This is a genomic window from Geitlerinema sp. PCC 7407 (assembly GCF_000317045.1).
In the GTDB taxonomy this organism is placed as follows: Bacteria; Cyanobacteriota; Cyanobacteriia; order PCC-7407; family PCC-7407; genus PCC-7407.
This window is the reverse complement of sequence record NC_019703.1, coordinates 1,406,782-1,431,305: the sequence shown is the minus strand read 5'-3', so window position 1 is coordinate 1,431,305 and position 24,524 is coordinate 1,406,782. Positions and strand designations below refer to the sequence as shown.

Annotated in this window: 21 protein-coding genes and 2 tRNA genes; 8 read left to right on the top strand and 15 right to left on the bottom strand. The window is 59.0% G+C overall.

Going from position 1 to position 24,524, the window contains the following annotated elements:
• Positions 1 to 121 precede the first annotated feature (121 nt).
• Positions 122 to 2,830, top strand: coding sequence for a type I DNA topoisomerase (gene topA, locus GEI7407_RS06085; RefSeq protein WP_015171261.1), 2,709 nt, complete (start codon positions 122 to 124; stop codon positions 2,828 to 2,830).
• A 30-nt stretch (positions 2,831 to 2,860) separates the two neighbouring features.
• Here topA and ald read toward each other — a convergent pair whose 3' ends face one another.
• Positions 2,861 to 3,949 carry an alanine dehydrogenase gene (ald, locus tag GEI7407_RS06080; RefSeq protein WP_015171260.1) on the bottom strand — a complete coding sequence of 363 codons (1,089 nt, stop codon included), beginning with the start codon at positions 3,947 to 3,949 and terminating at the stop codon, positions 2,861 to 2,863.
• Between the two features lie 767 nt (positions 3,950 to 4,716).
• On the opposite strand from ald, the gene GEI7407_RS21320 reads away from it, so the two are divergent.
• Entirely contained in the window at positions 4,717 to 4,887 is a 171-nt protein-coding gene (locus GEI7407_RS21320) for a hypothetical protein (protein WP_015171259.1), read from the top strand.
• A gap of 384 nt (positions 4,888 to 5,271) precedes the next feature.
• Positions 5,272 to 5,412 (top strand): hypothetical protein, encoded by a 141-nt coding sequence (locus GEI7407_RS21905; protein WP_315863839.1) that lies wholly within the window; start codon positions 5,272 to 5,274, stop codon positions 5,410 to 5,412.
• Positions 5,413 to 5,479: 67 nt separating this feature from the next.
• Here GEI7407_RS21905 and GEI7407_RS19920 read toward each other — a convergent pair whose 3' ends face one another.
• The 4 genes from GEI7407_RS19920 to murA form a co-directional block, all read right to left on the bottom strand.
• Positions 5,480 to 5,719 (bottom strand): hypothetical protein, encoded by a 240-nt coding sequence (locus GEI7407_RS19920; RefSeq protein ID WP_041268291.1) that lies wholly within the window; start codon positions 5,717 to 5,719, stop codon positions 5,480 to 5,482.
• A gap of 59 nt (positions 5,720 to 5,778) precedes the next feature.
• Positions 5,779 to 5,860 (bottom strand) — tRNA-Leu (locus GEI7407_RS06065).
• Positions 5,839 to 6,714, bottom strand: a complete 876-nt coding sequence (locus tag GEI7407_RS19915) for a M48 family metallopeptidase (RefSeq protein ID WP_015171257.1) — start codon at positions 6,712 to 6,714, stop codon at positions 5,839 to 5,841. The genes GEI7407_RS06065 and GEI7407_RS19915 overlap by 22 nt, the downstream gene beginning before the upstream one ends.
• A 134-nt stretch (positions 6,715 to 6,848) precedes the next feature.
• The gene (gene murA / locus GEI7407_RS06060) at positions 6,849 to 8,231 is read right to left on the bottom strand and encodes a UDP-N-acetylglucosamine 1-carboxyvinyltransferase (RefSeq protein ID WP_015171256.1); all 1,383 of its coding nucleotides are present in this window, start codon (positions 8,229 to 8,231) and stop codon (positions 6,849 to 6,851) included.
• A gap of 191 nt (positions 8,232 to 8,422) precedes the next feature.
• Between murA and GEI7407_RS06055 the strand changes: the two genes are divergently transcribed.
• Positions 8,423 to 8,506: transfer RNA gene (locus GEI7407_RS06055), tRNA-Leu, on the top strand.
• Between the two features lie 169 nt (positions 8,507 to 8,675).
• Positions 8,676 to 9,458: an RNA methyltransferase gene (locus tag GEI7407_RS06050; protein ID WP_015171255.1), complete on the top strand. Its 783-nt coding sequence runs from the start codon at positions 8,676 to 8,678 to the stop codon at positions 9,456 to 9,458.
• On the opposite strand, the gene GEI7407_RS06045 is transcribed toward GEI7407_RS06050, so the two are convergent.
• Entirely contained in the window at positions 9,455 to 9,685 is a 231-nt protein-coding gene (locus GEI7407_RS06045; RefSeq protein WP_015171254.1) for a hypothetical protein, read from the bottom strand. The two genes, GEI7407_RS06050 and GEI7407_RS06045, sit on opposite strands and share 4 nt — an antisense overlap.
• A gap of 543 nt (positions 9,686 to 10,228) precedes the next feature.
• On the opposite strand from GEI7407_RS06045, the gene lpdA reads away from it, so the two are divergent.
• The gene (lpdA, locus tag GEI7407_RS06040) at positions 10,229 to 11,671 is read left to right on the top strand and encodes a dihydrolipoyl dehydrogenase (protein ID WP_041268749.1); all 1,443 of its coding nucleotides are present in this window, start codon (positions 10,229 to 10,231) and stop codon (positions 11,669 to 11,671) included.
• A gap of 117 nt (positions 11,672 to 11,788) precedes the next feature.
• Here the strand turns inward: lpdA and GEI7407_RS06035 are convergent, their stop codons facing one another.
• On the bottom strand, positions 11,789 to 12,253 hold the full coding sequence (locus tag GEI7407_RS06035) for a thioesterase family protein (protein ID WP_223294489.1): 465 nt from the start codon (positions 12,251 to 12,253) through the stop codon (positions 11,789 to 11,791).
• A gap of 214 nt (positions 12,254 to 12,467) precedes the next feature.
• Between GEI7407_RS06035 and GEI7407_RS06030 the strand changes: the two genes are divergently transcribed.
• A complete protein-coding gene (locus GEI7407_RS06030) occupies positions 12,468 to 13,103 on the top strand; it encodes a hypothetical protein (protein WP_015171251.1) in 636 nt (211 codons plus the stop codon).
• A 3-nt stretch (positions 13,104 to 13,106) separates the two neighbouring features.
• On the opposite strand, the gene GEI7407_RS06025 is transcribed toward GEI7407_RS06030, so the two are convergent.
• From GEI7407_RS06025 to GEI7407_RS05995, 6 genes are all read right to left on the bottom strand, one after another.
• Positions 13,107 to 13,628 (bottom strand): pentapeptide repeat-containing protein, encoded by a 522-nt coding sequence (locus tag GEI7407_RS06025; protein WP_015171250.1) that lies wholly within the window; start codon positions 13,626 to 13,628, stop codon positions 13,107 to 13,109.
• 18 nt (positions 13,629 to 13,646) lie between these two features.
• Positions 13,647 to 15,818, bottom strand: coding sequence for a pentapeptide repeat-containing protein (locus GEI7407_RS06020; RefSeq protein WP_223294488.1), 2,172 nt, complete (start codon positions 15,816 to 15,818; stop codon positions 13,647 to 13,649).
• Positions 15,819 to 15,868: 50 nt separating this feature from the next.
• Positions 15,869 to 16,870, bottom strand: a complete 1,002-nt coding sequence (locus tag GEI7407_RS06015; protein WP_015171248.1) for a zinc-dependent alcohol dehydrogenase family protein — start codon at positions 16,868 to 16,870, stop codon at positions 15,869 to 15,871.
• A 35-nt stretch (positions 16,871 to 16,905) separates the two neighbouring features.
• A complete protein-coding gene (locus GEI7407_RS06010) occupies positions 16,906 to 18,198 on the bottom strand; it encodes a dihydrolipoamide acetyltransferase family protein (protein ID WP_015171247.1) in 1,293 nt (430 codons plus the stop codon).
• 277 nt (positions 18,199 to 18,475) lie between these two features.
• A complete protein-coding gene (locus GEI7407_RS06000; protein ID WP_015171246.1) occupies positions 18,476 to 18,910 on the bottom strand; it encodes a YlqD family protein in 435 nt (144 codons plus the stop codon).
• 35 nt (positions 18,911 to 18,945) lie between these two features.
• Positions 18,946 to 20,913, bottom strand: coding sequence for an AMP-binding protein (locus GEI7407_RS05995; protein WP_015171245.1), 1,968 nt, complete (start codon positions 20,911 to 20,913; stop codon positions 18,946 to 18,948).
• Between the two features lie 228 nt (positions 20,914 to 21,141).
• On the opposite strand from GEI7407_RS05995, the gene GEI7407_RS05990 reads away from it, so the two are divergent.
• Positions 21,142 to 21,426 (top strand): DUF427 domain-containing protein, encoded by a 285-nt coding sequence (locus GEI7407_RS05990; protein WP_015171244.1) that lies wholly within the window; start codon positions 21,142 to 21,144, stop codon positions 21,424 to 21,426.
• Between the two features lie 149 nt (positions 21,427 to 21,575).
• On the opposite strand, the gene GEI7407_RS05985 is transcribed toward GEI7407_RS05990, so the two are convergent.
• Both GEI7407_RS05985 and recQ read right to left on the bottom strand, forming a co-directional pair.
• On the bottom strand, positions 21,576 to 21,926 hold the full coding sequence (locus GEI7407_RS05985) for a hypothetical protein (protein ID WP_015171243.1): 351 nt from the start codon (positions 21,924 to 21,926) through the stop codon (positions 21,576 to 21,578).
• 215 nt (positions 21,927 to 22,141) lie between these two features.
• On the bottom strand, positions 22,142 to 24,367 hold the full coding sequence (gene recQ / locus GEI7407_RS05980) for a DNA helicase RecQ (RefSeq protein ID WP_015171242.1): 2,226 nt from the start codon (positions 24,365 to 24,367) through the stop codon (positions 22,142 to 22,144).
• Positions 24,368 to 24,524 lie beyond the last annotated feature (157 nt).

The following is a 24,524-nucleotide window of genomic DNA, read 5'->3' as shown; positions in this document are numbered from 1 at the left end:
CTCAGCATTGCTTGACATTTTCGGGGTTTCTTGAAAAACCTCTCTTTAAAACCTCGCCTTTAGCGACTGCTTAACGCTCACTGGGACATCTCAGACTTTTCTTCACGCCCTAAGTATCCCCATGTCAACTCTGGTCATTGTCGAATCTCCCACCAAGGCGCGTACCATTCGGAACTACTTACCCCAGGGCTACCGGGTTGAGGCATCCATGGGGCACGTACGCGACCTGCCACAGTCCGCAAGCGAAATTCCAGGCGAGATCAAGGGAGAGCGATGGGCCCAGCTGGGGGTCAATGTAGACGGCGACTTTGAGCCGATCTATGTGGTGCCCAAGGACAAAAAGAAAGTCGTTAAAGAGCTCAAAGATGCTCTAAAAGGCGTTGATGAACTGATCCTGGCAACGGACGAAGACCGCGAAGGAGAGAGCATTAGTTGGCACTTGCTCCAGATTCTCAACCCCAAGGTGCCGATCAAGCGGATGGTCTTCCACGAAATCACCGAAGACGCCATCCGGGCCGCCCTCAAGAACTGCCGGACGGTGAACGATCAGCTAGTGAGAGCCCAAGAGACCCGGCGCATCCTCGATCGCCTGGTAGGCTACACCCTGTCGCCTTTGCTGTGGAAAAAGATCGCCTGGGGGCTTTCAGCGGGGCGCGTTCAGTCGGTGGCCGTGCGCCTGCTGGTCCGCCGGGAGCGGCAGCGACGCGCCTTCCGCAAGGGGGCTTACTGGGATCTCAAGGCCACGCTGGCCAAGGCCAAAAATGCTTTTGAAGCCAAGCTTGTGAGCCTGGGCGGAACGCGACTGGCGACGGGCAGCGATTTTGATCCGGATACGGGCCAGATTTTGGCAGGTCGCGAGGTCGTCTTGCTCAATGAAACCGAGGCGATCGCCCTGCGGGAGCGGCTCCAGGACAAGCCCTGGACCGTAGCCAGCATTGACGAGCGGCCCTCCACTCGCAAGCCTTCTCCGCCGTTTACGACCTCCACGCTGCAGCAGGAGGCAAACCGCAAGCTGCGCTTGTCCGCCCAGGAAACCATGCGGACGGCCCAAAGCCTCTACGAGCAGGGCTATATCACCTACATGCGGACAGACTCGGTGCACCTGTCGCAGCAGGCGATCGCCGCGGCTCGCGACTGCGTTGAGCACAAGTACGGCCCCGAGTACCTCAGCCCCGAGCCCCGGCAGTACGCCACCAAGAGCAAGGGCGCCCAAGAAGCCCACGAAGCCATTCGCCCAGCGGGCAGTCGCTTCCGCACGCCCCAGGAAACCGGTCTCAGCGGCCGCGAGCTCTCTCTCTACGACCTGATCTGGAAGCGGACCGTCGCCACCCAGATGGCCGAGGCTCGCCAAACGCACATCACCGTCAACATCGAAGTCGAAGACGCCGTGTTTCGCGCGTCAGGCAAGCGAATTGACTTTCCCGGCTTTTTCCGGGCCTACGTGGAAGGCTCCGACGATCCAGATGCGGCGATCGAAGATCAAGAAGTGATTTTGCCCAACCTCAAAAAGGGCGACCAGCCAACCTGCAAGGCCCTAGAGGCGATCGCCCACGAAACCCAGCCGCCCGCACGCTACACCGAAGCCTCCCTCGTCAAAACCCTCGAAAGCGAAGGCATCGGCCGCCCCAGCACCTACGCCAGCATCATCAGCACCATCATCGATCGCGGCTATGCGCAGCTCGTGAGCAACGCCCTCGTGCCCACCTTCACGGCCTTTGCCGTCACCTCGCTCCTCGAAAAAAGCTTCCCCGATCTCGTGGACACCAGCTTCACAGCCCGGATGGAGCGGACCCTCGACGAAATCTCCATGGGGGACGTAGAATGGCTGCCTTACCTGCGCCAGTTCTACTGCGGCGATTCGGGCCTCGAAAACCAGGTCAAGACCCGCGAAGACCAGATCGACCCCAACGAAGCGCGCACCGTCGAGCTCGACAACATTACCGACGCCAAAATCCGCATCGGGCGCTTCGGGCCCTACATCGAGGCCGAGAACGGCGATGGCATGGTCAAAGCCTCCATTCCCAAGGATTTGACCCCGGCTGACCTAGACCGGGAGCAAATCGAAGTCTTGCTGCGCCAGAAAACCGAAGGCCCTGACAAAGTCGGGCTCCATCCAGAAACCGGCGAGCCGATCTATCTATTAATTGGCTCTTATGGACCCTACGTCCAGCTTGGAGACGCCACCGAAGAGCAGCCCAAGCCCAAGCGAGCCTCTTTGCCCAAGGGGGTCAGTCCCGAGCAGGTCACTCTGGAGATGGCCGTGGGCCTGCTGTCCTTGCCGCGCACCTTGGGGACTCACCCTGAGACCGGCGCTCGAATCCAGGCCGGCCTGGGCCGCTTTGGTCCCTACGTGGTGCACGATCAGGGCAAAGAGGGCAAGGACTATCGCTCCCTCAAAGCCGGTGATGATGTCTTGAGCGTGACCCTAGAGCGCGCCATTGAGCTGCTGGCAGAGCCCAAGCGAGGACGCGGCAGCCGCAGCAGCCGGTCCAAAGCACCGCTTCGAGAACTCGGCGCTCATCCCGAGGACGGGGAAGCCATCAATGTTTATGAGGGTCCCTACGGCCACTACATCAAGCACGGCAAAACTAACGCGGGAATTCCCGAAGGCGAAACCGTCGAGTCGATCACCCTAGAGAAAGCCCTCGAGCTCCTAGCGGCCAAGGAAGGCACGAAGAAAAAGGGTACTCGCAAGAGCAGCAGCACCAAGACTGCTGGGCAGAAGACCACCAAAACTGCCGCCAAAAAAGAGTCGTCGAAGACCGGGACTAAGACCAGCACCCGGTCTTCGACCAAATCCACCCGCAAGAAGTCCTCGTCCACTAGCTAGGCGATCGCCCCCAGACCCGCTGGACCCAGCCTAAGCGGCCAAGTCCGGAAAAACTTGCTGGAGCGCTGGATGCATCAGCCGATAGTTCTTCACGTTTAGGCCACCAGCGAGGGCTTTGTCCGTAGACAGAGCGCCCAGCCCCTGATTGGCCAGCTTCAAAACGTAGGGGAACGTGCTGTTGTTGAGCGCCTGGGTCGCAGTCCAGGGCACAGCGCCAGGCATATTGGGAACGCCGTAGTGAACGACCCCTTCCTCGACGTAGGTTGGCTCCGTGTGGGACGTGGGGCGCAGGGTCTCCACGCAGCCGCCCTGGTCCACGGCAACGTCGACAATGACAGACCCCGGCCGCATCCGGCGAACGAGCGATCGCGGCACCAAAGTGGGCGGGCGGCGGGCCGGCAGCAGCACTGCCCCAATCAGCAGATCCGCATCGGCTGTGGCTGCCTCAATTTGCGCAGAATTGCTGTAGAGCAGATCCACCCGCGAACCAAACAGCGTTTCCAAATAGGTCAGTCGGTCCACATTGATGTCGACGATCTGCACGTGAGCCCCCATGCCTACGGCAATTCGGGCCGCCTCCGTCCCCACAACGCCACCCCCCAAGACCAGCACATTGGCCGGGCGAACCCCTGGCACACCGCCCAGCAGTACGCCTCGGCCACCTTCTTGGCGCTCTAGGAATCGCGCGCCAAACTGCACAGCCAAGCGGCCTGCAATCACGCTCATGGGCATCAGCAGAGGCAGGCGCCCATCGGGAAGCTCGACAGTTTCATAGGCGATCGCCGTTATCCCCGACGTTAGCAGCGCTTCTGTCAGGCGGCGATCGGCTGCCAGGTGCAAGTAGGTAAACAGCAGTTGATTGGGCTTGAGAAATTCATACTCTGCGGGCAGCGGCTCCTTTACTTTGACCACCATTTCGTGGTCCCAGGCCGCCCTAGCATCCTCAACAATTTGAGCACCCGCCTGTTTGTACTCCCCATCCGAAAAGCCCGATCCCACTCCGGCACCAGTCTGTACAAAAACTTGGTGATTGTTTTCAACCAGGACCCGCACACTCACCGGGCTCAAGCCCACTCGAAACTCTTGATCCTTAATTTCTTTGGGAACGCCGATTTCCATGCAGCACCTCTTCAATCTCTGCTTTGTGAATCTGTCATCCCTGCACTTCAGCTCTGAAACCGACCTAAGGCACTGATCCCAATAGGTTTACAGCACGTTTCAGTTGGCGGCTTTTCTCCAGAATAAACATTCTTTTTTCGAGTGTCTGGCCTTGAATACAGACTCTTTAAAATCCTTACAACTCTCTTGCTTCAAGAATTTTCAGCATAATTTTGCCCTAGTAAGTCTTGGGTTTATCCTCGACAAAAGGGCTGTTTTTTGCCTTTGACAGGTTTACTATGGCTTACTTTTTTGCTGATGTACTGTAATCAGCATGACGATTCTGGAGGGCGATCGCCATCAACTTTTAGAGCGAAACTTCTTGGCTCCAAAAACTTCTCAGACGCGTTACGCCTTTTAGCTCGGGAGTCGTCCGCCATTTTCTGGCGATCGCAACACCAGAGACGTCAATCGAATCTTCTCTTCCGGTCAAAGGCGATCGCCAAACTTTCACTCCGTGGTTTTACGCAAATTTCTACCGCAGGCGGGAAGCAGAGGATTTTCTCCAGTAGGCAGCGAGAAAACGCCAGAAATGCAGATCCTCTGAGAACACTGAAAAGCGCGATCGTGCCTGTTCATCAGCTTTACAGCCTGTAAAGTTTTGTAAAACTGCGCTAGAGTTGGACTATGAGACCATCGTCTTCCCAGTAGGGATGATCGAAAGACCATCCGGTCAGTCGAGGTCTTACACGCATCGTCAACTCTGCAGAAGCACAAGGTTCAAAATCATGACACAGCCTCAACCGACAACCACCCCCAAGTTTGAAGATCCCAAGTTCGGCTTCAGTGAATATGCTGAGCGTCTCAATGGCCGGGCAGCCATGATCGGTTTTGTGTTGACCCTCATCATTGAGTACGTCAGCGGTCAAGGCCTGCTCTCCTGGCTCGGTCTCGGCTAAACTGTCCCGCTTCCTTTTCCGCTGTTTTTAGTTCTATGGGAGAGTGCTCAGCCAGCCTTCAGCCTGTCTGGGGTTGGCTGGACGCTCTTCTGAGTGACCTAAAGCGATCGTAAACCTATGGGAAGAAATTCCCAGTCTGGGTTAGCCTAGGAGAGAGATGGGAGAAGGTAATTTCTCCTGTACACTGAAGGGCGAATGTTCCTTTGGGAACCTCTTCAGAACAATCCCTACGATATGAATGCCGTGTTGCCTCGCATCATCAAGTCTGCTTATCGAAGAGAGCCGGTTTTTTGCTTCGCAGTCACTATTGGATGTGTTGATGCTTTCATTGGCGGATTCGGAGAAAGTACTTCTCTTACGCTGTTTGGATTAGGAACCATTGGCTTGGCGTTGGCATATCGTTGGTGGCAGTTCCAACAGTACGAGCCAGAAGAAAGCGAGCCTGTGCCCCAGCGGTACCTACCGCCCAACTCCTCTCAGGCGCCGCTGCCCATCATGAATCCCACCCCCCGCCATCCGCGCTAGGCCCCTCGCTCAGCTCAAAGATTGCTGAGAGGATTAGTCTTGCCTGCCGAATCGCCCCACGAAATTTCTAAAACAAAAGGGAGAGAACTTGTTCGATTCTCTCCCTTTTGTTTGTTTGATTTTTTGTTGGGTCTGTGGGGTGTGGAGGCGAAGCGCTGTCTGGTGAAGCATCCCCTTCTTTTTGCAGGCGTTTGCGCAGTTGCTGTTCACGCTTTTTCAGCTGGCGCTGACGCGCAGAGCCCCCTCGTCCTTTGTCGTTGCGACCCTCTTTGCGGGGCGACTCCCAACGCTTGAGATACCGAGCCATAGGTTACCCGTGAGTTCGTCTTTGAGAACTACACAGAGGACTTTGACGTTTTCGAAAAATGGGCGGAGAGAGACTCGAACTCTCACGGCCGAAGCCGTCACATTTTGAGTGTGATGCGTCTACCAATTTCGCCATCCGCCCTTGGATGAAGCTTCCCCATTATAGGGCATGGAACGCTTTTGTAAAAGGGATTGGTAAAGTTGGCTCGTAGCCCAGCGATCGATTTCTTTGGCCCGCAGCACCGGCACGGGATGGGTCAAGTTGGTCGCGTGGGCCTGCTTGAGGAGTTGGCCCAGCTGGGTGTGGCTGAGGTCTTCATAGGAGCGAGCCTGGGCTAGAAAAGCGTCCACATTCAGCTTGGAGACAAGGCTAGGCGAGCCGCCCGTGAGCTTCATGAGCAACGATGCCACAATCTTGGGATCCTGGACCACCAGCAGGGCTGCGCGATCGCACGTAAACTCGGCACACCGGAGCCATTCCATCATTTGGGCCTGGAGGCTTTGGGCGATCGCCGCTCCCCAGCTCGGCAACTGCCCCGCCGCCAGCACCAATAAATTGGCCAGCGTCAGGTACACCCCGTGGTCACACTTGAGATGGCCCAGTTCGTGAGCCATGACCGCCTGGATTTCTGGAGGATTGAGCAACTCCAAAAGCGACGTATGAATCACCATAAACGGCTGCCGACCCCGCATGGCAAACGTGTACGCGTTGGGCACCGGATGCTGTCGCAAATACAGCTCTGGCGGCTCTAGATCCAAAATCGCAGCGGCTTCAAGCAGCAAATGGTGCAAGTCTGGCAACTGATCTTTGCCCACCCGAATACTCGAAGCAATATTGTCTAGGTAGAAAAACTGCTCTGCCACAGGCCCAAGCAGGCTCCGGATCGCCAAATCAAGTCCTGGAAGCTGCTGAAGCGCCCGGGTTGCTTCCAAATCCAGAGGGTGGCGAAACTGATTCGCCGTCAAACCCACGAGTGCTTGTCTTGGGAACGTCATGATGATTTCTACCCTGGGACCCAAAATGAGGGGAGCCTAGACCCCCATAGCAAAAGCTCTAACCCCCAGTATAGCGATCGCGGGGTTAGAGCTTTGGGAGGGAGCGATCGCTCCCTCGGTTCATTGACCTAGCTTTAGAGCGTTTCCAGCGCCGTCGATGGAGAAACCACCACTTCACTCGCGTCCATCGGGACTCGCTGAAGCCGCGCACCCAGCTTCTGGAGCTTCACCTCCAGGTGCTCATAGCCGCGATCGAGATGGTTGAGGCCCTGAATCACCGTCTTGCCCTCAGCCGCCAGACCCGCCACCACCAGCGCCGCCGAAGCCCGGAGGTCCGTCGCCACCACAGGGGCACCCGACAACATCGGCACACCCCGAATAATCGCGTGGGTGCCTTTTACGCGGATATCTGCCCCCATCCGGTTGAGCTCAGCCACGTGACGCAGGCGGTTCTCGAACACCGTCTCCGTGATCACACTGTCACCCTCCGCCAAGGTCAGCAAGCTCATAAACTGAGCCTGCATGTCGGTGGGAAATCCTGGATAAGGCAGCGTCTCAATGTCCGTTGCTCGCAGGGTTTGGCCACCGATGAGGCGAATCCGGTTCGGCGCTTCCACAATCACTTGGGAGCCGATTTCCTTGAGCTTCGCAATCACCGCTGTGAGGTGATCGGGAATGATGGGGGACAGGCTAATGTCCGAGTGGGTGATTGCCCCAGCCACCAAGAAGGTCCCAGCTTCGATGCGATCGGGGATGATGCTGTAATCCGTTGTGTGCAGGCTAGGAACCCCAGCAATCGTGATGGTATTGGTCCCAGCGCCGCGGATCCGAGCGCCCATTGCTCGGCAGAAGTTGGCCAGATCCACCACTTCGGGCTCTTGGGCCGCATTCTCCAAAATGGTTTCGCCATCCGCCAAGGTCGCCGCCATCATCAGGGTTTCGGTCGCACCGACACTGGGATAGTCCAGATAGATGCGAGCTCCTTTGAGGCGACGGCTCGGGCCAGTGACGTAGGCATGGACCATGCCGTGGTCAATCTGGACATCCGCACCCATGGCCTGGAGGCCGCGGACGTGGAGATCCACAGGGCGAGCACCGATTGCGCAGCCACCCGGCAGCGGCACTCGGGCGACGCCGAGGCGGGCCAGGAGGGGACCAATCACAAAAAAGCTGGCGCGCAGCTGACTCACCAGGTCGTAGGGAGCCTGGGAGTGTCCCAGATCGCTCGCGTTGATATCTAGTGCATCACCGTTGCGCTGAATGCGAACCCCAAGAGCAGCCAGGATCTGCTCCATGCGGTTGACGTCTGCCAGGGACGGGACATTGCGCAGGCGGCAGTCTTGGGGGCAGAGCAATGAGCCAGCCATCAGCACCAGTGCCGAGTTCTTGGCTCCGCTGATGGTGACGTGGCCCTTCAGAGGAGTCCGTCCCCAGATGTGCAGCGCTTCTTGGCCTGCTTCGGGAGACAGTGACGAGTTCGACGAGCTGAGAGAAGAAGTAATTGGCCTGACCTCCAAGACTTAGGGAGTGTGTTAGCAGACTTTGAATTTTGGTTTAGATTTTACCGGAAAGATTTCAGATGTCTAGGGTTGATTCTAGGGAATCATTTTCGTTCGCCAAGGCAGCTGGAAAAAATTTTCAGCTACCCCCTTGACTCGTCCGGTTTTTTAAGTAACTATATGTAATCGCGGCGCAAACAGCGCCACAAGCGGAACTGGCGGAATTGGTAGACGCGCTAGATTCAGGTTCTAGTGTCTGCAAAGACTTCCGGGTTCAAGTCCCGGGTTCCGCATCGGAAGTTCACCTGCTCTGGTGAACGGCAAGCCAGTAAGATGTGGCCTCGACCAACGTTAGGAAGCTGATGTTTGTCGGGGCCATACGCTTTTGGATCTTTCGCAGTGCAAGTCTCTAGCTTTTGACTGCTGGGGCGATCGCCCCTCAAATTCTGTCTTCATCGGTCTATGCTGACGAGTCTCCAAAATCCCCTGGTCAAGCAGCTCCGCAAGCTACAGCGGACAAAGGAACGGCATCAGCAACAGCAGATTTTGCTGGAGGGGACTCATCTGCTGGAGGAGGCGATCGCGGCGGGCTATCCCTTGCTGACGGTGTGCTTCACCGAGAGCTGGCAGGCCCGCTATCCCCAGCTGTGGCCCGTGGTGGCCCAAAGAACGGACCGGATGGAGCTGGTGAGTCCTGCCGTGCTGGCGGCGATCGCCACCACTGTCAATCCAGACGGAGTTGTGGCCACCATCGCCCGGCAGCTGCCGAGCCCGCCTGATCTGCCAGTGCAGCTCGGCTTGGTCCTGGAGACGGTCCAAGACCCGGGCAACTTGGGAACCATCATTCGCACCGCTGCCGCTGCCGGCGTTGACGGCCTGTGGGTCAGCGAAGACAGCGTCGATCTGGACCATCCGAAAGTGTTGCGGGCAACGGCGGGCCAGTGGTTCCGGTTGCCGATGGGGGTGAGCGATCGGCTACCAGAACTGATTGAGGCGGCGCGGGCTGAGGGAATTCAAACCATTGCAACGGTGCCCAGCGCTCGCCTGAGCTACTGGGAGCTGGATTTTCGGCAGCCCAGTCTGTTGCTAGTGGGCAACGAGGGAGCAGGACTGTCTGAGGACTTGATGGCCCTAGCGGACCATCAGGTGCAGATTCCCCTAAGCGCTGGGGTGGAGTCTTTGAACGTGGCGATCGCCACTTCCTTAGTCCTTTATGAGGCCAAGCGCCAGCGCGAACATCCCTAGACGTCTGAGTTTTTCTGGCGAGACTCCATAAACTGCTCAATATCAGCTGCGGCTGCTTCCAAATCCGCCAGGTCAAAGGCTTTTTTGGCTTTAGGCGGAGCCGGTTTTGGGACGGTGGGCTCTGGAGGCGTCTCAGGCTGCTCGTTGAGGGTTTTGCTCAGGTGGTCGAGGGACTGCGCAAACGCTTCAGCCGCGGCGCGACGTAACTCCTGCTGACGCTGATTCATAACGCTTGACTCCCTCATCAAAACAAATGTTTTAGTCGTTGCTACAGTCGGCAGACTGGCTTTTCGGATTTGACTTGAGCCAGTAACACCGATGCTGCATCCCTCTCCCAGCAACAGGCTGGCTTGGAACAGACTTTGGCTCTGACCTCATATTTTTAAGGATGCCCCAGCCCTAGATGAATACATCAGCGCGATCGCTGTGGTAAGGACAACTCGGACTCAAATCAAGTGGGTTTCGTTGAGAGCTCTAGTCCCCAAGCCCTTGACTTGCTAGGCGAAGGGCGATCGCACAAACAGGGCTATGAGCGTATTTCACCATGGTTCAGAGCGATTGAAATCACGAGCATTACCCAAATTTGTCATCAAAAACTGTGACTTTTCAGCCCCCGTTAGCCGATCGAGTGGGAGATCTGGGATCTTTGACAGGTTCCGCCGAAAACGCCTAATTGTGCACGCAGGAGAGAATACAGGGTGTCCGGGGAAGTGTTGTCTAAAGCCCCCTCGGCAGTCGAGAATAGGAGAATTGTGTGCCAGGAGGGTGAAGTGAGTCAGTCTTTCGATTACGACCTCATCATCATTGGAGCGGGAGTCGGCGGCCATGGGGCGGCCCTCCACGCTGTGAGCTGTGGTCTGAAAACTGCAATTATCGAAGCAGCGGAAATGGGCGGCACCTGCGTCAACCGCGGATGCATTCCCTCAAAGGCGCTGCTAGCCGCCTCGGGCCGAGTGCGGGAATTGCGGGATACTCATCACCTCAAAGCACTGGGTATTCAGGTTGGCAATGTGGTGTTTGACCGGCAGGCGATCGCCGATCACGCCATCAACTTGGTCACCAAGATCCGGGGCGACCTGACGAATAGCCTCAAGCGTCTGGGCGTGGACACCATCCAGGGCTGGGGGCGCGTTTCGGGCGCCCAGCAGGTCACAGTCACCACCGAAAGCGGCGACAAGACCTACAGCGCCAAAGACATCATTATTGCCGTGGGCTCTATTCCCTTCGTGCCCCCCGGCATCGAGGTCGATCACAAGACGGTCTTCACCAGCGATGAAGGTATCAAGCTGGAAACCGTGCCGCCCTGGGTAGCCATTATCGGCAGCGGCTACATCGGCCTAGAGTTTTCGGATGTGTATACGGCTCTGGGCGCAGAAGTGACGATGATCGAGGCCCTCGATCAGCTGATGCCGGGCTTTGATCCAGACATGGCCAAGCTGGCTCAGCGGATCTTGATCGCGACGCGCGATATCGAGACCAAGGTTGGGCTGATTGCGCGGAAGGTGATTCCTGGTTCGCCGGTAGTGATCGAGCTGGCCGATCCGAAGACGAAGGAACTGGTGGAAGTGCTGGAAGTGGACGCCTGCCTAGTGGCTACGGGCCGCATTCCGGCAACGAAGGACCTGGGGCTAGAGACGATCGCCGTGGAAACCGATCGCCGCGGATTTATTCCGGTGGACGACTCGATGGCCGTTTTGGCGAATGATCAAGCGGTGCCGAACGTGTGGGCGATCGGGGACGCGACCGGCAAGATGATGCTGGCCCACGCGGCATCCGCCCAGGGCATCGCTGTGGTGGAAACCATTTGTGGCCGTCCGCGCCAGGTGGACTACCGAAGCGTCCCAGCAGCGACGTTCACCCACCCAGAGATCAGCTTTGTGGGTCTCACGGAGCCTGCGGCCCGCGAGCTGGGCAGCGCTGAAGGGTTTGAGGTGAATGTGGTGCGATCGCACTTCAAGGGCAACTCCAAGGCGATCGCGGAAGGCGAAGCCGAGGGGATGGCGAAGGTCATCTATCGCCAAGACACCGGCGAAGTCCTCGGCGTGCACATCATCGGTCCCCACGCCGCTGACTTGATCCATGAGGCGGCCAACGCGATCGCCCAGCGCCAGTCTGTCAGCGATTTGGCCTTCTTGGTGCACACTCATCCAACCCTCTCTGAGGTCCTCGACGAAGCGTACAAGCGCGCTTTGCCGACCCTGCAAGCGGTCTAGGCCTCGCTTGTAGCCTGAACTGAGCACCATCAGCTTGTAGCAAGCGCGCCGCCCGAAAATCATTCAGGGCGGCGCGCTTGGCTTGTATTCACTTGTATTCAAGCGTGGTTAAATGCGCTAGAAAGCTTTGCCAGCCAAGCGCGTCAGTGCAGTTTCCACCGTCGCCGGCAAACGACGCAGAATTTTGCCTTTTTCCCGATCGACTGCCACCAGAGTCACCTGAGCAGTCGTGTAGAGCACCTGACCATCGGGGGCCTGAATTTGATATTCCCAAGGAATGCGAACCCCAGACACTTCTAGCATTCGGGCTCGCACCAAGGCTTGAGCGCCCATCTGCAATTGCCGGTGATAGCGAATGGATATTTCTACCACTGGCAAATCACATCCCAGAGCCACCAGTTCTTCAAAGTCCACGCCCAGGGATCGGAGACACTCTACTCGCGCTGCTTCCATCCAGGTGAGATAGGTGCCATGCCAAACGCCGCCTGAATAGTCTGTGTGATGAGGCTGCACCCGCACAGGATAGTCAAACCAAGGCTGCTCGGCCTGAAGCGTGGACGGAATAATTTCAGTACCAGACACAGTCACGCTATTCCTTGCAATATCAATGCTTTCATTTCGCTTTCCCTGGCATTTTCCCACAGGCTCGGACTGGGTGAGAACTTGGCTGGGGGAGTGACTTGAAAGATCGTCCGCGATCGCCTTTTTGATCGATTTACGTCTCCAAGACATCCCTGCAAACTGCATCCTGTTGGTAGGCTGAAGCCAAGACGCAAGCGGTGGGGATAACGCAGTCATGGCGATGACGACCGAAGTACGCTGGTTTTACCACGGCCCAATCACGCCATCGATTCAAAATTGGTTTCAGCAGGACCCATTGGGGCGCAATATCACGCCGCTGGAGTCTCGCAGCGATCGCTACTTGCCGATTCCGGGCCTAGAGGCAGTCAATCTCAAGCTGCGCCAGGGACACCTCGAGCTCAAGCTGCGTCAGGCCGAGCTGCCCAAGCTCACAACAGCGGCGGGGTGGTCTGGAAAACCGGAGCAGTGGCTGAAATGGCAGGTGGGCAGCCCGATTTTGAAGGCGGTGATTGCGCCCCAGATTCTGCGCAAAGGGCCGTGGCTGCGCGTTGACAAGCGGCGATCGCAGCGCTTTTATACCCTGAGTGCAGCCCATGAGGTAGAGCCGGTTCAGCGGGGGCGGCGGGTGGCTTGCGGCTGCGGCGTCGAGATCACCGAGCTCAAGGTGCAAAAGGCAGCATGGTGGAGCCTGGGTCTAGAAGCCTTTGGGGAGGCGGCTCAGCAAGGGGACATGCTTCAGGCGATCGCCCAGTGGATCAGCGATCGCGCGCCCAATGACCTTTGTCCCCAAGGGACCGATTCTTTTGGCTATCCCCACTGGCTCCTGTACGAGCTAGACTCAGACGCCTAGTTCCTAGGCGTCTGAGTCTGCAATCATTGCACCTCGCCGCACCAAGTCCCGGGCCTGCTCAGGGCTCAGCCCCAGATCCGTCCCGAGGTGGCACCCCTGCACCTGCGCTTGATGCCACACCGTTTCGGCGAGGGTCGCGCCTCGCAAATCGGCCCGCCGCAAATCCGCTCCCGAAAAATCAGCAAACAGCAAATCTGCCCGGCCCAGGCGAGCGCCCTGCAAATTCGCTCCCTGGAGGTTGCCGCGAATCCAGTTCACGCCCTCTAGGGCCGCACCCGGCAGCTCCACACCCTGAAGCTGGGGAAACTTCACGCGGCTCGGCTGGGCCAAAAAGCGGCTCAGACAGCGCAAATTAGCGTCGGTCGCGGGCAGCGAGACCAAAAAGTCGTAGCGGCCCAAGCCCAACTGGCGCAACGCTTGGCGGCGATCGCCTGCGGAGGCCAGCAAGAAATCTCGGCAGGCCTGGGCGAGGGCCGGGGGCAAGTCTTCGGGCAGGGTCAAGGAGGAGAAAGGGGCGATCGCCATCGGTCGAGTGGGAAACAGCTACTTGAAATAAATCAGCAAATTGAGGCCGGGAATCGTGCGCGACAGCGTCCACAGCAGCAGGGAGATGTACAGCAACCCCAGGCTCCACTGATACCAGGCCAAAGTCGAGATCGGCCCTGGCATCTGCTCGTCGCGCAGGCGAATGTCATTAAAGCCGAATTTCAGCAGGTTATTGAGACTGAAATCGTAGTAGTTGAGCCAGTTCCAGCGGCGATCCCAGAGCAGCGGCATATAGCGATCGCGAAAGAAGCCGTAGCGCGGCATCACCGGCAAGCGGCCAATCAGCAGGCGGAGCTGCCGCAAGCTGCCGTCTTCTACAAAGTAGCTGACCTGGCTCAAATCGTGGCAGCGGCCCAGACCGTAGAGCCAGGCCAGCAGCACCACCGGCAGCGGCACCGCAATAATGGCCAAGCTCAGCAGCGTGAGCCACGGATCGCTGGCCGTGCGAAAAATCGCCAGCAGCCCTGCCAACGCCTGCACCAGCACGCTACCCAGAGTCCACGCAACCTCGTCCCAGGTGGGGCGCACCGGCGGCTGACCCCAGCGCCGAACCCGATCCACCAGCCAAAACAGCAGGCTAAAGTAGGCGATCGCCAGCAGCCCCGTGCCAAACACCAGCCAAAAATTCGTGCCGTACTGGCTCAGCAGCAGCAGCAGGCTCAGGCCCAGCCAGTTGAGCGCCTGGAGCAGCCAGCTCCCCCAGGACAGCGGATCTCCCGCCACTACCTGATCCCGCAGCTTCACATAGGTCGCCAGATCAATGCCCTCCACCCCCAGCAGCTCCGTACTGTTGCGAAAGAGCTGCTGCTCTCGGCGACGGGCGATCGCCGCTGCCTGGGCCGCTGACAGCCCCAGGTCTTGAAGCTGCTCCGGGGTTGCAATGTTCAAGTTCAGCCCCAGCAGCCGCTGCCCCAGCTCCCGCAGCCGCAGTCGCTCCGTCGTGTACTCCACCTGATTGGCGTCAGGAATCTGCTCCAGCCGCCGAAAGTTGCGCACCAGGTTCCGCAGCACCGTTTCGTTTCCCTGGAGCGACGGCACCGAGAGCAGCTGCCCAATGCGGCCCGGATCGCCCAAAATCTTCGCTTCATCGGCGTCAAACTTGAGGCCCGCCAGATTTAAGTAAGCGCCCTGGGCAAAGGCCGCATCGCTAAAGTCCACCTGATCGAGGATGGTCGCCCCCCGCAAGTTGACCGGCCGCCGGAAAAGCACCTCGCGAAACGTGGCGAATTTCTCAAAAATCGCCTCATTAAAAAAGCAGCTTTCCAAGAACCTAGACTTGTTGAACTGCACCTGGTCCAGCCATTGAGTTTGAGCCAGGTCCGCATTTTGCTGCCACTGGATCCGGCTAAAGTTTGCGCTTCTCTCAAACAGCGCCTGGTTGAAGTTGGCCGTCTCCTGAAACTCGCTTCCCTGGAAGCTCACAGGCCCTTGAAAACGAGCCTGATTGAAGCGGACCCGATCAAAAAAGATCGTGTTGCGGAAGCGGCTCGCCTGCTGGAAGCTGACGCTGGCGAAGTTGGAAAGCTGGCTAAAGCGCGCCTCCGACCAGTCCACATCTTGACCAAAGGTCGCGCCTTGAGCCTCGACGCGATCGAGGAAAAACGTATTGCTGAAGTTGGCAAAGCCGCTGAACCGGGCCTGGGTCAGGTTGAGCGGGCCTCGAAAAACCGAGATTTGGGCCGGGGGCGTGGTGCCCAGGCTATTTTCGAACAGGAGGGACTGAGAGAGCTGCTGGAGCTGGCTCAGGCGGCGGCGATCGCGCTGAAGCTGGGTCTGCTCCTCGGGGGTCAGCAGGGGCGAGAGGGCCTGGCCATAGCGCGGCACCCGCAGGCCCAGTTGGCTAATGCGGAACTCTCCCTGCACCAGGGAATAGCTCAAATCGAGACCCAGGGGAGAGGAGCCCGAGCGCTGAAGCTGGGCTTGCAAGCGCCGGTAAAACTGCTCTCGAAATTCGGCATTTTCGGGCCGCAGATCGATGGTGAGCTGCCGCAGATCCAGAACTTTCAGGCCGTCGCGATCGAGGGGCGATCGCAGCCTTTCTTGCAGAAGCTCCAGGGTCAAGAGCTGGCGATCGGGCTGACGCTTCGATGCGTCATCGCCAAAGGGAGCCGCCCCAGCCGGCATCAGCCAGCAGCACCACAGCGCCGCAAGCAGCAGTATTACCCCCAAGATCTGGGCTCCAGCCCTACGCCACTCGACCCACGCCCCGGGCGATCGCCTCATTCAGCATCCGGAATCAGCACAATTTTGCCCACAGTTTGGCCCGTCGCCAGCTGGCGATGGGCCGCTGCCGCTTCTGCCAAAGGAAACGTTTGGCCGACGTGAATCCGCAGCTGCCCGCCGTCAATCCAGCGAGCGCACTCCTCTAGAATCTGCGCCTGCTGTTGCTGAGCCTCGGTCAACCCTTGAAGCATCGGTGTCAGCATCAGCTCCAGGCTAAAGCGCAAGTTGCGATCGCGGGCCGTCTTCCAGTCAGTCTGGGCGTCCGGCGCCAAGATCGTCACCACATCGCCGTAGACCCGAGTCGCCGCGAAGGTTTGGGAGAGCACTGCACCCCCCACCGTATCGAAGCCGATGTCCACCCCTTCGCCGCCGGTCCAGCTCAGGGCCGACGCCACAAAATCTTCTTTTTGATAAAAAATAGCGTGATCAGCGCCCAGCTGCCGCACGAAGTCAGCCTTTTCTTCGCTGCTGACCGTCGTGGCCACTTGCGCCCCTCTTAGCTTGGCTAGCTGGATGGCCACATGCCCCACGCCCCCGGCCCCAGCATGAACCAGCACTCGCTGGCCGCCGTCGAGGCGAGCGCGATCGTAGAGCGCTTCCCAGGCCGTGATGAGCACGAGGGGAGCCGCCGCCGCCGTCACAAAGTCCACAGAGACCGGCTTGTGGGCCGCAAAGCGCTCATCCACGGTGGCGTACTCCGCGTAGGTGCCCGGATGTCCTCCCAGGCCGCCGTTGCAGAAGTACACCGCATCTCCCACCCGAAAGCGCTGCACCCCAGGGCCTACTGCTTCCACGATGCCCGCCCCGTCACAGCCGAGAATGGCAGGCATTTGATCGGGGTAGAAGGTCCCCCGCTGCCGCAGCTTGGTGTCGATGGGATTGACACCGGCGGCCTTGAGCCGCACCAGCAAGGCGCGATCGCTCGGTTCGGGCTTGGCCACCTCCGCCAGTTGGAGAACCTCAGGATCTCCCGGTGCGGTCATTCGCACTGCTTTCATGCCTGCCATCCTTTAGTTGTCGGTTGGGCGATTGCCTAGAGCGTCAGGGAGTGGGTGTTGTTTTCGATCAGGTCGGCCAGATCCTTGAGGAAAGCCGCTGCGTGCGCTCCATAGATGATCCGGTGATCGCAGGTGATATTGACCTGCATTTGCTTCTGGATCGAGAAGCCATTCCCCGTGGCCACCACCTGGGACTTCGCAGCGCCGATCGCCAAGATCGAACCCTGGCCCGGCGGCAAGATCGCGTCAAAGGTATCGACGCCAAACATGCCCAGGTTGGAAATTGTGAAGGTGCCCGAGTTGTACTCTTGGGGCTGTAGCTGCTTGACCCGAGCCCGCTGCACCAGGTCTTTCCAGGTGCGCGAGAGGGAGTAGAGATCCACCTGGTCAGCGTTTTGCAGGACCGGGGTGATCAGGCCGCCGTCGTCCATGGCCACCGCCACCGCCACGTTGATGGCGCTGTTGTAGTGCGTGCCTTGATCCGTGTAGGCGGCGTAGAGCAGGGGATGCTTTTGCAGGGTCAGAGCGACGGCCTTGGCCAGCAGGGCAGACATCGTCACGCCCTTGGACTTCACCTGCTTGTAGAGCTGGTCGAGCTTGTCGGTGCCGATGCTGTAGCTGACCCGGAAAACAGGAACCTGGAGGCTGGCCACCATGCCCTGGACCACAGCCTTCTGGAGGGTGTTGAAGGGGGTGACTTCGCCGGGGACCACTGGGGCCGGAGCGGGAGCCGCAGCAGCGGGCGCGCTGGCGACGACCGGCGCAGCCGCAGTAAGGCTGGCAGCCTGGACGGTCGGCGCGCTGGCGGGACGTCCAGCGGCCGCTTCGACGTCTTCGGCGACGATGCGGCCGTGGGGGCCGCTGCCGCGCAGAGTAGACAGGTCAACTTTCAGTTCTTTGGCAAGCTTGCGGGCGCGAGGCGAGACAATGAGGCGGCCTTCGCGGGCGGCGGGGCTAGCCGAGGCGCCGTTGCTGGCGGCGCTGGGAGCTTCGGCGGCAGGGGCGGCAGCAGACGGGGCGGGCGCGGCGGGTGCAGCGGCAGGGGCGCTCTGGGTGCTGGCGCGCTGCTGGGCCTGCTCGATTTCGGCTTCGGTCTCAGCAATCAGGGCGATCGCGTTTCCGACCGGTGCGGAGCCGCCCGCATCCACGATGATGGTGGCCAGGTAGCCTTCGTAGAAGGACTCGACGTCCATATCGGCCTTGTCGGATTCCACGACAACGACGGTTTCACCTTTTTCCACCTTGTCACCCGGCGATTTGACCCAGGAAACGATTTTCCCCTCGGTCATCGTGGAGCTCAGAGCGGGCATGAAAACTTCGTGAATCATGGAGGTTCCGACTATGAATAAACGCTGTTTAGACCACAAGGCATTGTATCTCGACTGGCGGTGCCAGAACGAGATAACGTCCACAAACCGTGGAAGGCAAAAGGGAGTCGAGGGCAGGCACGCGCCTTTGCGCAGCACCTGGCAGCCGCTAGGAGCGCGGAGACTCGAAAACGAGATAGTTTTGACCCGCTAAGGGCGATCGCTCTTCGAGCTTTTCATTCCCGAGAGCAGTTCCCTAAGAGCCGCCGAAGGCGATCGCCCACCAAAACGCTAAAGCCTAAATATCGCCGCGAATGTCTTCTACGATGCCATCGCGCAGCAACACTTCCACCTGCATTTTTTGAATCAGGTTGTCCCCTTTTTCAACGCGGAAGAAGCCTTCGATTTGACCCTGATTGACCTCTTGTTCTAGCTCTAGCAGTTGGACCTGCTGCAGCTGCTGAAGAATTTGATTTTTCTGTTCGAGCAGTTCGCTTTTGCGCTGATTGAGCTGCGTTTGAACAGAGTCAATCTGCTGCGCAGATTGGGGGTTTTGCTTCTGAATTTCTGTGATCATCCGCTGAGCCTGCATCTCCAACTGCTGGAGCTGGCGGTCTAGCTGATTGATCTGGCCTTGGAGCTGCTGCTGTGCTTCTTCTTTCCACCGGGAAGTTACAACAACCTTCACGTTGATAGCTCGCTTTAGAAGCAGTTGGGAATTCGAAACTTCCATAGATTTGCGTGACCGAAGATCGTTGAGGGGGTGGATCAGGAAAACATCTCGTCAATCATACCCTGGTAGCGTTCCATGACGACAGGGCGACGAATTTTTAGCGTTTGGGTCATCATGCCGTTTTCGACGGAGAAAGGTTCGGCCATGAGCCGGAAGGGACCGATGCGATCGTCGGGGCGATAGCCGGGGCGATCGCGCACTTCGCGGTTGAGTTCTTGGCGGATGAGCTCCTGGACTTTGGGATGCTGGAGGTCAGGGGAGGCATCGGGTGAGCTGGTGATGCCAGCGCCCAAGGCCCACTGCTGGAGCGCTTCGAGGTTGGGGACGATCAGGGCGCCCAGGCTCTTTTGGTCCTGGCCGACGAGCATGATTTGGTCGATGTAGGCGCTGCGCAGGCAGGCGTCTTCGATGGGCTGAGGCTCGATGTTTTCGCCGTTGGTGAGGACGATGGTGTCCTTGGCGCGGCCCGTCAGCACCAGATCGTAGTTGGGGGTCATCCAGCCCAGGTCTCCGGTGTCGAACCAGCCTTCTGGGTCGATGGCTTTGGCGGTGGCGGTGGGGTTGCGGAAGTAGCCGCCCATGATCTGAGGCCCCTGGGCCAAGACCAAGCCGCGATCGCCAAAAGCCAGGGGCTGGCGGGTTTCCGGGTCGACGATCTTGAGGGCGGTGCCAGGAATCGGGCGGCCAGAGGAGCCGCGCAGGTTGTGCCAGGAGCGGCGAGCGCTCAGGACAGGCGAGGTTTCGGTCAGGCCGTAGCCGACCAGCACGTCAACCCCGACAATTTCAAAGAACATTTCTAGGTGCATGGCCAGGGAGCCGCCGCCGCTGATCACGCAGGTCAGCTCGCCGCCGGTCGCTTCTCGGACTTTGCGATAGACCAGGCGCTCGCCGAGCTGGTGCAGGGGCCAAAAGGCAGCAGCTTTGAGGGAGGCGATCGCCTTTGCGAGGCCCCCGGGCTGCTCCGCCGACAGCAACAGGCCCTGGGCCACGCGCTTGGCTTCGACATACTGGCGACTGAAGTCAAGGAGCGTATTAATCAGCTTTTGGCGGCTTTCGGGCTGTTCGCGGAACTGTTTTTGCACCCCTTCATAGATGGACTCCCAGAGGCGAGGGACACCCACCATAAACTGGGGCTTGTGCTTGCGAAAGTCGGCTTTGACGTGGCGAATGCTGGTGTAGATCTGGGTGCAGCCCTGGGCCAGCAGGAAGTATTCGCCGACGCGGCCAAAGCTATGCCAGGTCGGCAGCAGGGTCAAAACGCGATCGCCCGGTTTGGGCTGGACCACCACGCCCAGGGTCGTGATCTGGTGCAGCAGGTTGCCATGGGTCAGCATCACGCCCTTGGGCTTGCCGGTGGTGCCTGAGGTGTAAATGAGGGTAGCCAAGACGTCTTTTCGCCACTGGATGGGCTCTGGCGATCGATCGCGCCCTAGCTCCATCACCTGGGAAAAGTTCGCGACCGGCACCCCGGCGATCGCCTCGCTGGTCTCATCAGACAGCAGAATAATTTGCTTGAGGGGCAGGTTGCCCAGGCCGGCCTGGAGCTTCTTCAGGGTGGCCACATTTTCGACAATCAGCGTCCGGGCACCGCTATCTTCCAGAATGAACAGCAGCTCGTCGCGGTCGGCCTGGGAGCTGCGCACCACATCCGCCGTGCCCGCCATCATGGAGCCTTGGTCGGCGATCAGCCAGCGGGGGCTGTCGTCTGCGAAGAGGGCTACTCGGGGCGGCAGGTCCTCGGACTCCCAGGGCTCTGCGTGGACCTGGAGGGCCTGCAAGCCTGCGGCAAATTGGCCGATCTGCTGACTGAGCTGGCTGTAGGTGAGGCTCACCACCGGCTGGGCGTGGGGGTCAATGAGCGCCGTGATCTGCCCAAAGCGCTGGGACACCTCCGCCCACACCTCTGGCACACCCTTGAGAGTGTCGTGGCGCAGGAGCTGTTTGCGACTGTCTTGTTCGCGGGGCGTGGGTTGATAGGGAGGGGCGATCGCAGGGCGTTTCATAGGCCAGTCAGCTACGAAAAAGTGGAATGAATATCTAGGAGCCAAATATCTGCCAACAGAATACAGCGGTTCTCGGACGAAAAACGCGATCGCTGTGCGGCAGACCTCGGAACGTTTCCACCCTATCCCGCTACAGTGGAAGGAAAGCCCAGCCGAGGACAGGAATTTGTCTGTCCACTCCTGGCTGGTCCCTGGCAGTTCAGGGGTATTTTCTTAGGAGAAACAGCAATGGCCCGCGCAGTTTGGAACGGTACTGTTTTAGCCGAAAGCGATCAGTTTGAGCTGGTGGAAGGCAATGTCTACTTCCCGCCCAGCGCGATTCATTCCGAATATTTCAAAGAAAGCAGCACCCACACCACCTGCTCATGGAAAGGGGTCGCGAGCTACTACACCCTGAGCGTCAACGGCCAGGAAAATCCGGATGCCGCCTGGTACTACCCTGAGCCCAAGGACGCCGCAAAAAACATCCAAGGCTATATTGCTTTTTGGAAAGGGGTCAAAGTCGAAAAATAGGCGATCGCCCCTAGATTTTTTGCGAATTAGCTCCAACTAATCAATCATCAACAAATTAAAAAAAGCACGGTGAGAGCAGCGTTCTGCACCGTGCTTTTGTGTGTTGAGCGCGATAGCTAAGAGCAATCGCGGGGGCACGAAAAAACTTCTTAGCGATCGCTGTCGCTGCTAGAGAGTTTCTCAAGCACCTGCTTCGCGCCGCTCATCAGGCCGCCTTCTTCAGGATGCTCTTCGAGATAGGCTTCTTCGTTTTCTTCGTATTCTTTTTCAATGCCATTGCGGCTGTTGACCGTTTCCTTGGCGCTTTCGTAGGCGTCTAGGCGATTTTCGTCCACTTGCTGGACGTCTTGTTCAATAGCGGCTTTGTAAGCATTCGGGGCAGCAAAACTAGGCGCCGTCGCCGGAGTAAAGGAGAGCGAAACGCTGGCAAATACAGCAAGAAAAACGACCCAAAAACCTTTTGCCAAGTATTTTGCGAAGCGGTCAAAATTGAGTTTCATAGAGCTTTCCTAATGGTCTAGGGTTGATCAAAGGGTTTGGGAATAAAAGCGTCAATTCGTGAGTTTTTTGACCAAAACCAAACCAATCCTAGAAAATCCGCGGATTCACTCCTTCCCTCTAGAGATACATTTCATTTTTGAGCAAAATTGGGGCGATCGCCCCTAGGAAATAGTTCGAAAATTTTGCGCCTAAACTCTATCTGATTTAGCAAGAATTAGGACGATTGACGATTGTCGCCCCGCCACCACGATCGCACGAGGCGAATTTCATCGTGGGTGTAGGCTTCGCCCAGGTGCTGACGCAGGACCAGCAGAGCCGCGTCTCCGTGGGCTGCGATCGCCTCCAAAATGGCGTTTTGGCGCTCCGGCGGCACCAGGCGATCGATATCGACCCGCTGCCCTGCCTCCAGCAGCAGGGCCAGATGATCCACGATCGTGCCCAGGCGATAGCCCCGCTGCTGGGCAATGTCGCTGGCCGACGCGCCTTCCTGGTGGAGGGCCAGGGTCGCAAAGTGGGTGTTGGACAGGGCGCCGCGCGATCGCGATCGTGCGGGCGAGGCTAGGGAGCGCGACTCCGAAGCCACGGTCAGTCCCTGCTCCTCGCAGTAGTCGCGGATCTCCGCAATGAAGCGATCGCCGTAGAGAGCCAGCTTGTGGCTGCCCACCCCCGAGATACCGGCAAACTGCTGCAAAGTCGTGGGGCGCTGCTGGGCCATCAGGCGCAGGCTCGAATCCGCAAACACCATGTAGGGGGCGATCGCCTGCTCGTCCGCCAGCTGCTTGCGCAGCGATCGCAGCCGCTCAAACAGCATTTCCGCCTCGATCTGGGCCTCTGCTCGCGCCTCAAGCACCGGCTCGGCCGGCAGGGCCGCCACCAGCACCGTGCGCTGTTTGCGCATCACTTCCCAGCTCGCCGCATTCAGCTTGAGGACCGAAAATCCATCGCTCGTTTCGTCCACCAGGCCCTGATGAATCAGGGTGCGGGCCAGCGATCGCCACGCATCCACGCTGCGATCGCGCCCAATGCCGTAGGTCGACAGCGCCTGGTGGCCATTGCTCAGGACCTTTTTGTTTTTGGAGCCCCGCAGCACATCAATGATGTAGTTCACGCCAAAGCGTTCCCGACAGCGGGCCACGCAGGAGAGAAACTTCTGCGCCTCAATGGTCCAATCTTCTAGGGGCTTGGGATGCAGGCAGTTGTCGCAATTTTGGCAATTGCCCGGAAACTCCTCGCCAAAGTAGCTGAGCTGGATCGTGCGGCGGCACACCGTACTCTCGGCATAGTCGATTACCTGGCGCAGCTGCTGCCGCGCAATGCGCTGCTCCTGCTCCAGCGGCTCCCCCGTCACCGGGTGCACCTTCTGGTCAATGATCCAGTCGAGGCTTTTGATGTCCCCCGGCCCGTAAAACAGCAGGCACTGGGCCGTCTCCCCGTCCCGGCCCGCGCGCCCCGACTCCTGGTAGTAGGCCTCGATGTTGCGCGGCAGATCGTAGTGCATCACCAGGCGCACATCCGGCTTGTTGATGCCCATCCCAAAGGCGATCGTCGCCACGATCACCCGCACATCATCCCGAATGAAGCGCGTCTGGTTCTCGGTTCGCACGTCATCGGAAAGCCCCGCATGGTAGGGCAGCGCCTCGATGCCCTCCTGCTGCAATCGCGTTGTCAGCTCGTTGACCCGCCGCCGACTAAGGCAGTAGACGATGCAAGATCCCTCGACATGCCGAATCTTTTGCAGCAGCTCGTCATAGCTGTTTTTGCCCTTCGGCCGGACCTCGTAGTACAGATTGGGCCGGTTGAAGCTGGCGATGTGCACGTAGGGCTGCCGCAGGGCCAGCTGCTCCCCCATGTCCTGGCGCACCCGGTCTGTCGCCGTCGCCGTCAGGGCCATCACCGGCACCTCCGGGAAGCGCTGGCGAATTTGCAGCAGCTGGCGGTACTCTGGCCGAAAATCGTGGCCCCACTCCGAAACGCAGTGGGCCTCATCGATCACAAAGGTGGAGAGCCCAACCTGCTGGCGCACGTCGTTGAGCCACAGCAAAAATTGTTCATTGAGCAGCCGCTCGGGGGCGACATAGAGCAGCTTGATCCGGCCATCGAGAATCTCGTTTTGGCGCGATCGCACCTCTTCTCCGCTGATGCTGCTGTTGAGAAAGGTTGCTCCCACGCCGTTTTTCTGGAGGGAGGCGACCTGGTCCTGCATCAGAGCAATCAGGGGCGACACCACGACGCTCACCCCAGAATTTAGGAGGGCTGGCAGCTGAAAGCACAGGGATTTGCCGCCGCCGGTGGGCATGATGACCATGACATCGCGGCGATCGAGGGCTGCCTCGACAATTTCGCGCTGCCCCGGCCGAAAAGACTCGTAGCCAAAAAAGTGCTTGAGAGCGTCTTCTAGGGTGTCAAATTTTGAAGCGTAGGGGGAAAGCTTGGTTGCCATGCACCACGGCTCAGCGCCAGAGAACTAGTTCCATCTTCCCAGAGGCCCGCAGGATCAGAAAGCCGCGAGAGGAAAGCTCGGTTAGCTATCTTAGCGAAACCCAGCGGCTTTGGGCAGCCTGGACGGTGTGGGAAGGCAGCGTTGGGGAAATCCACCA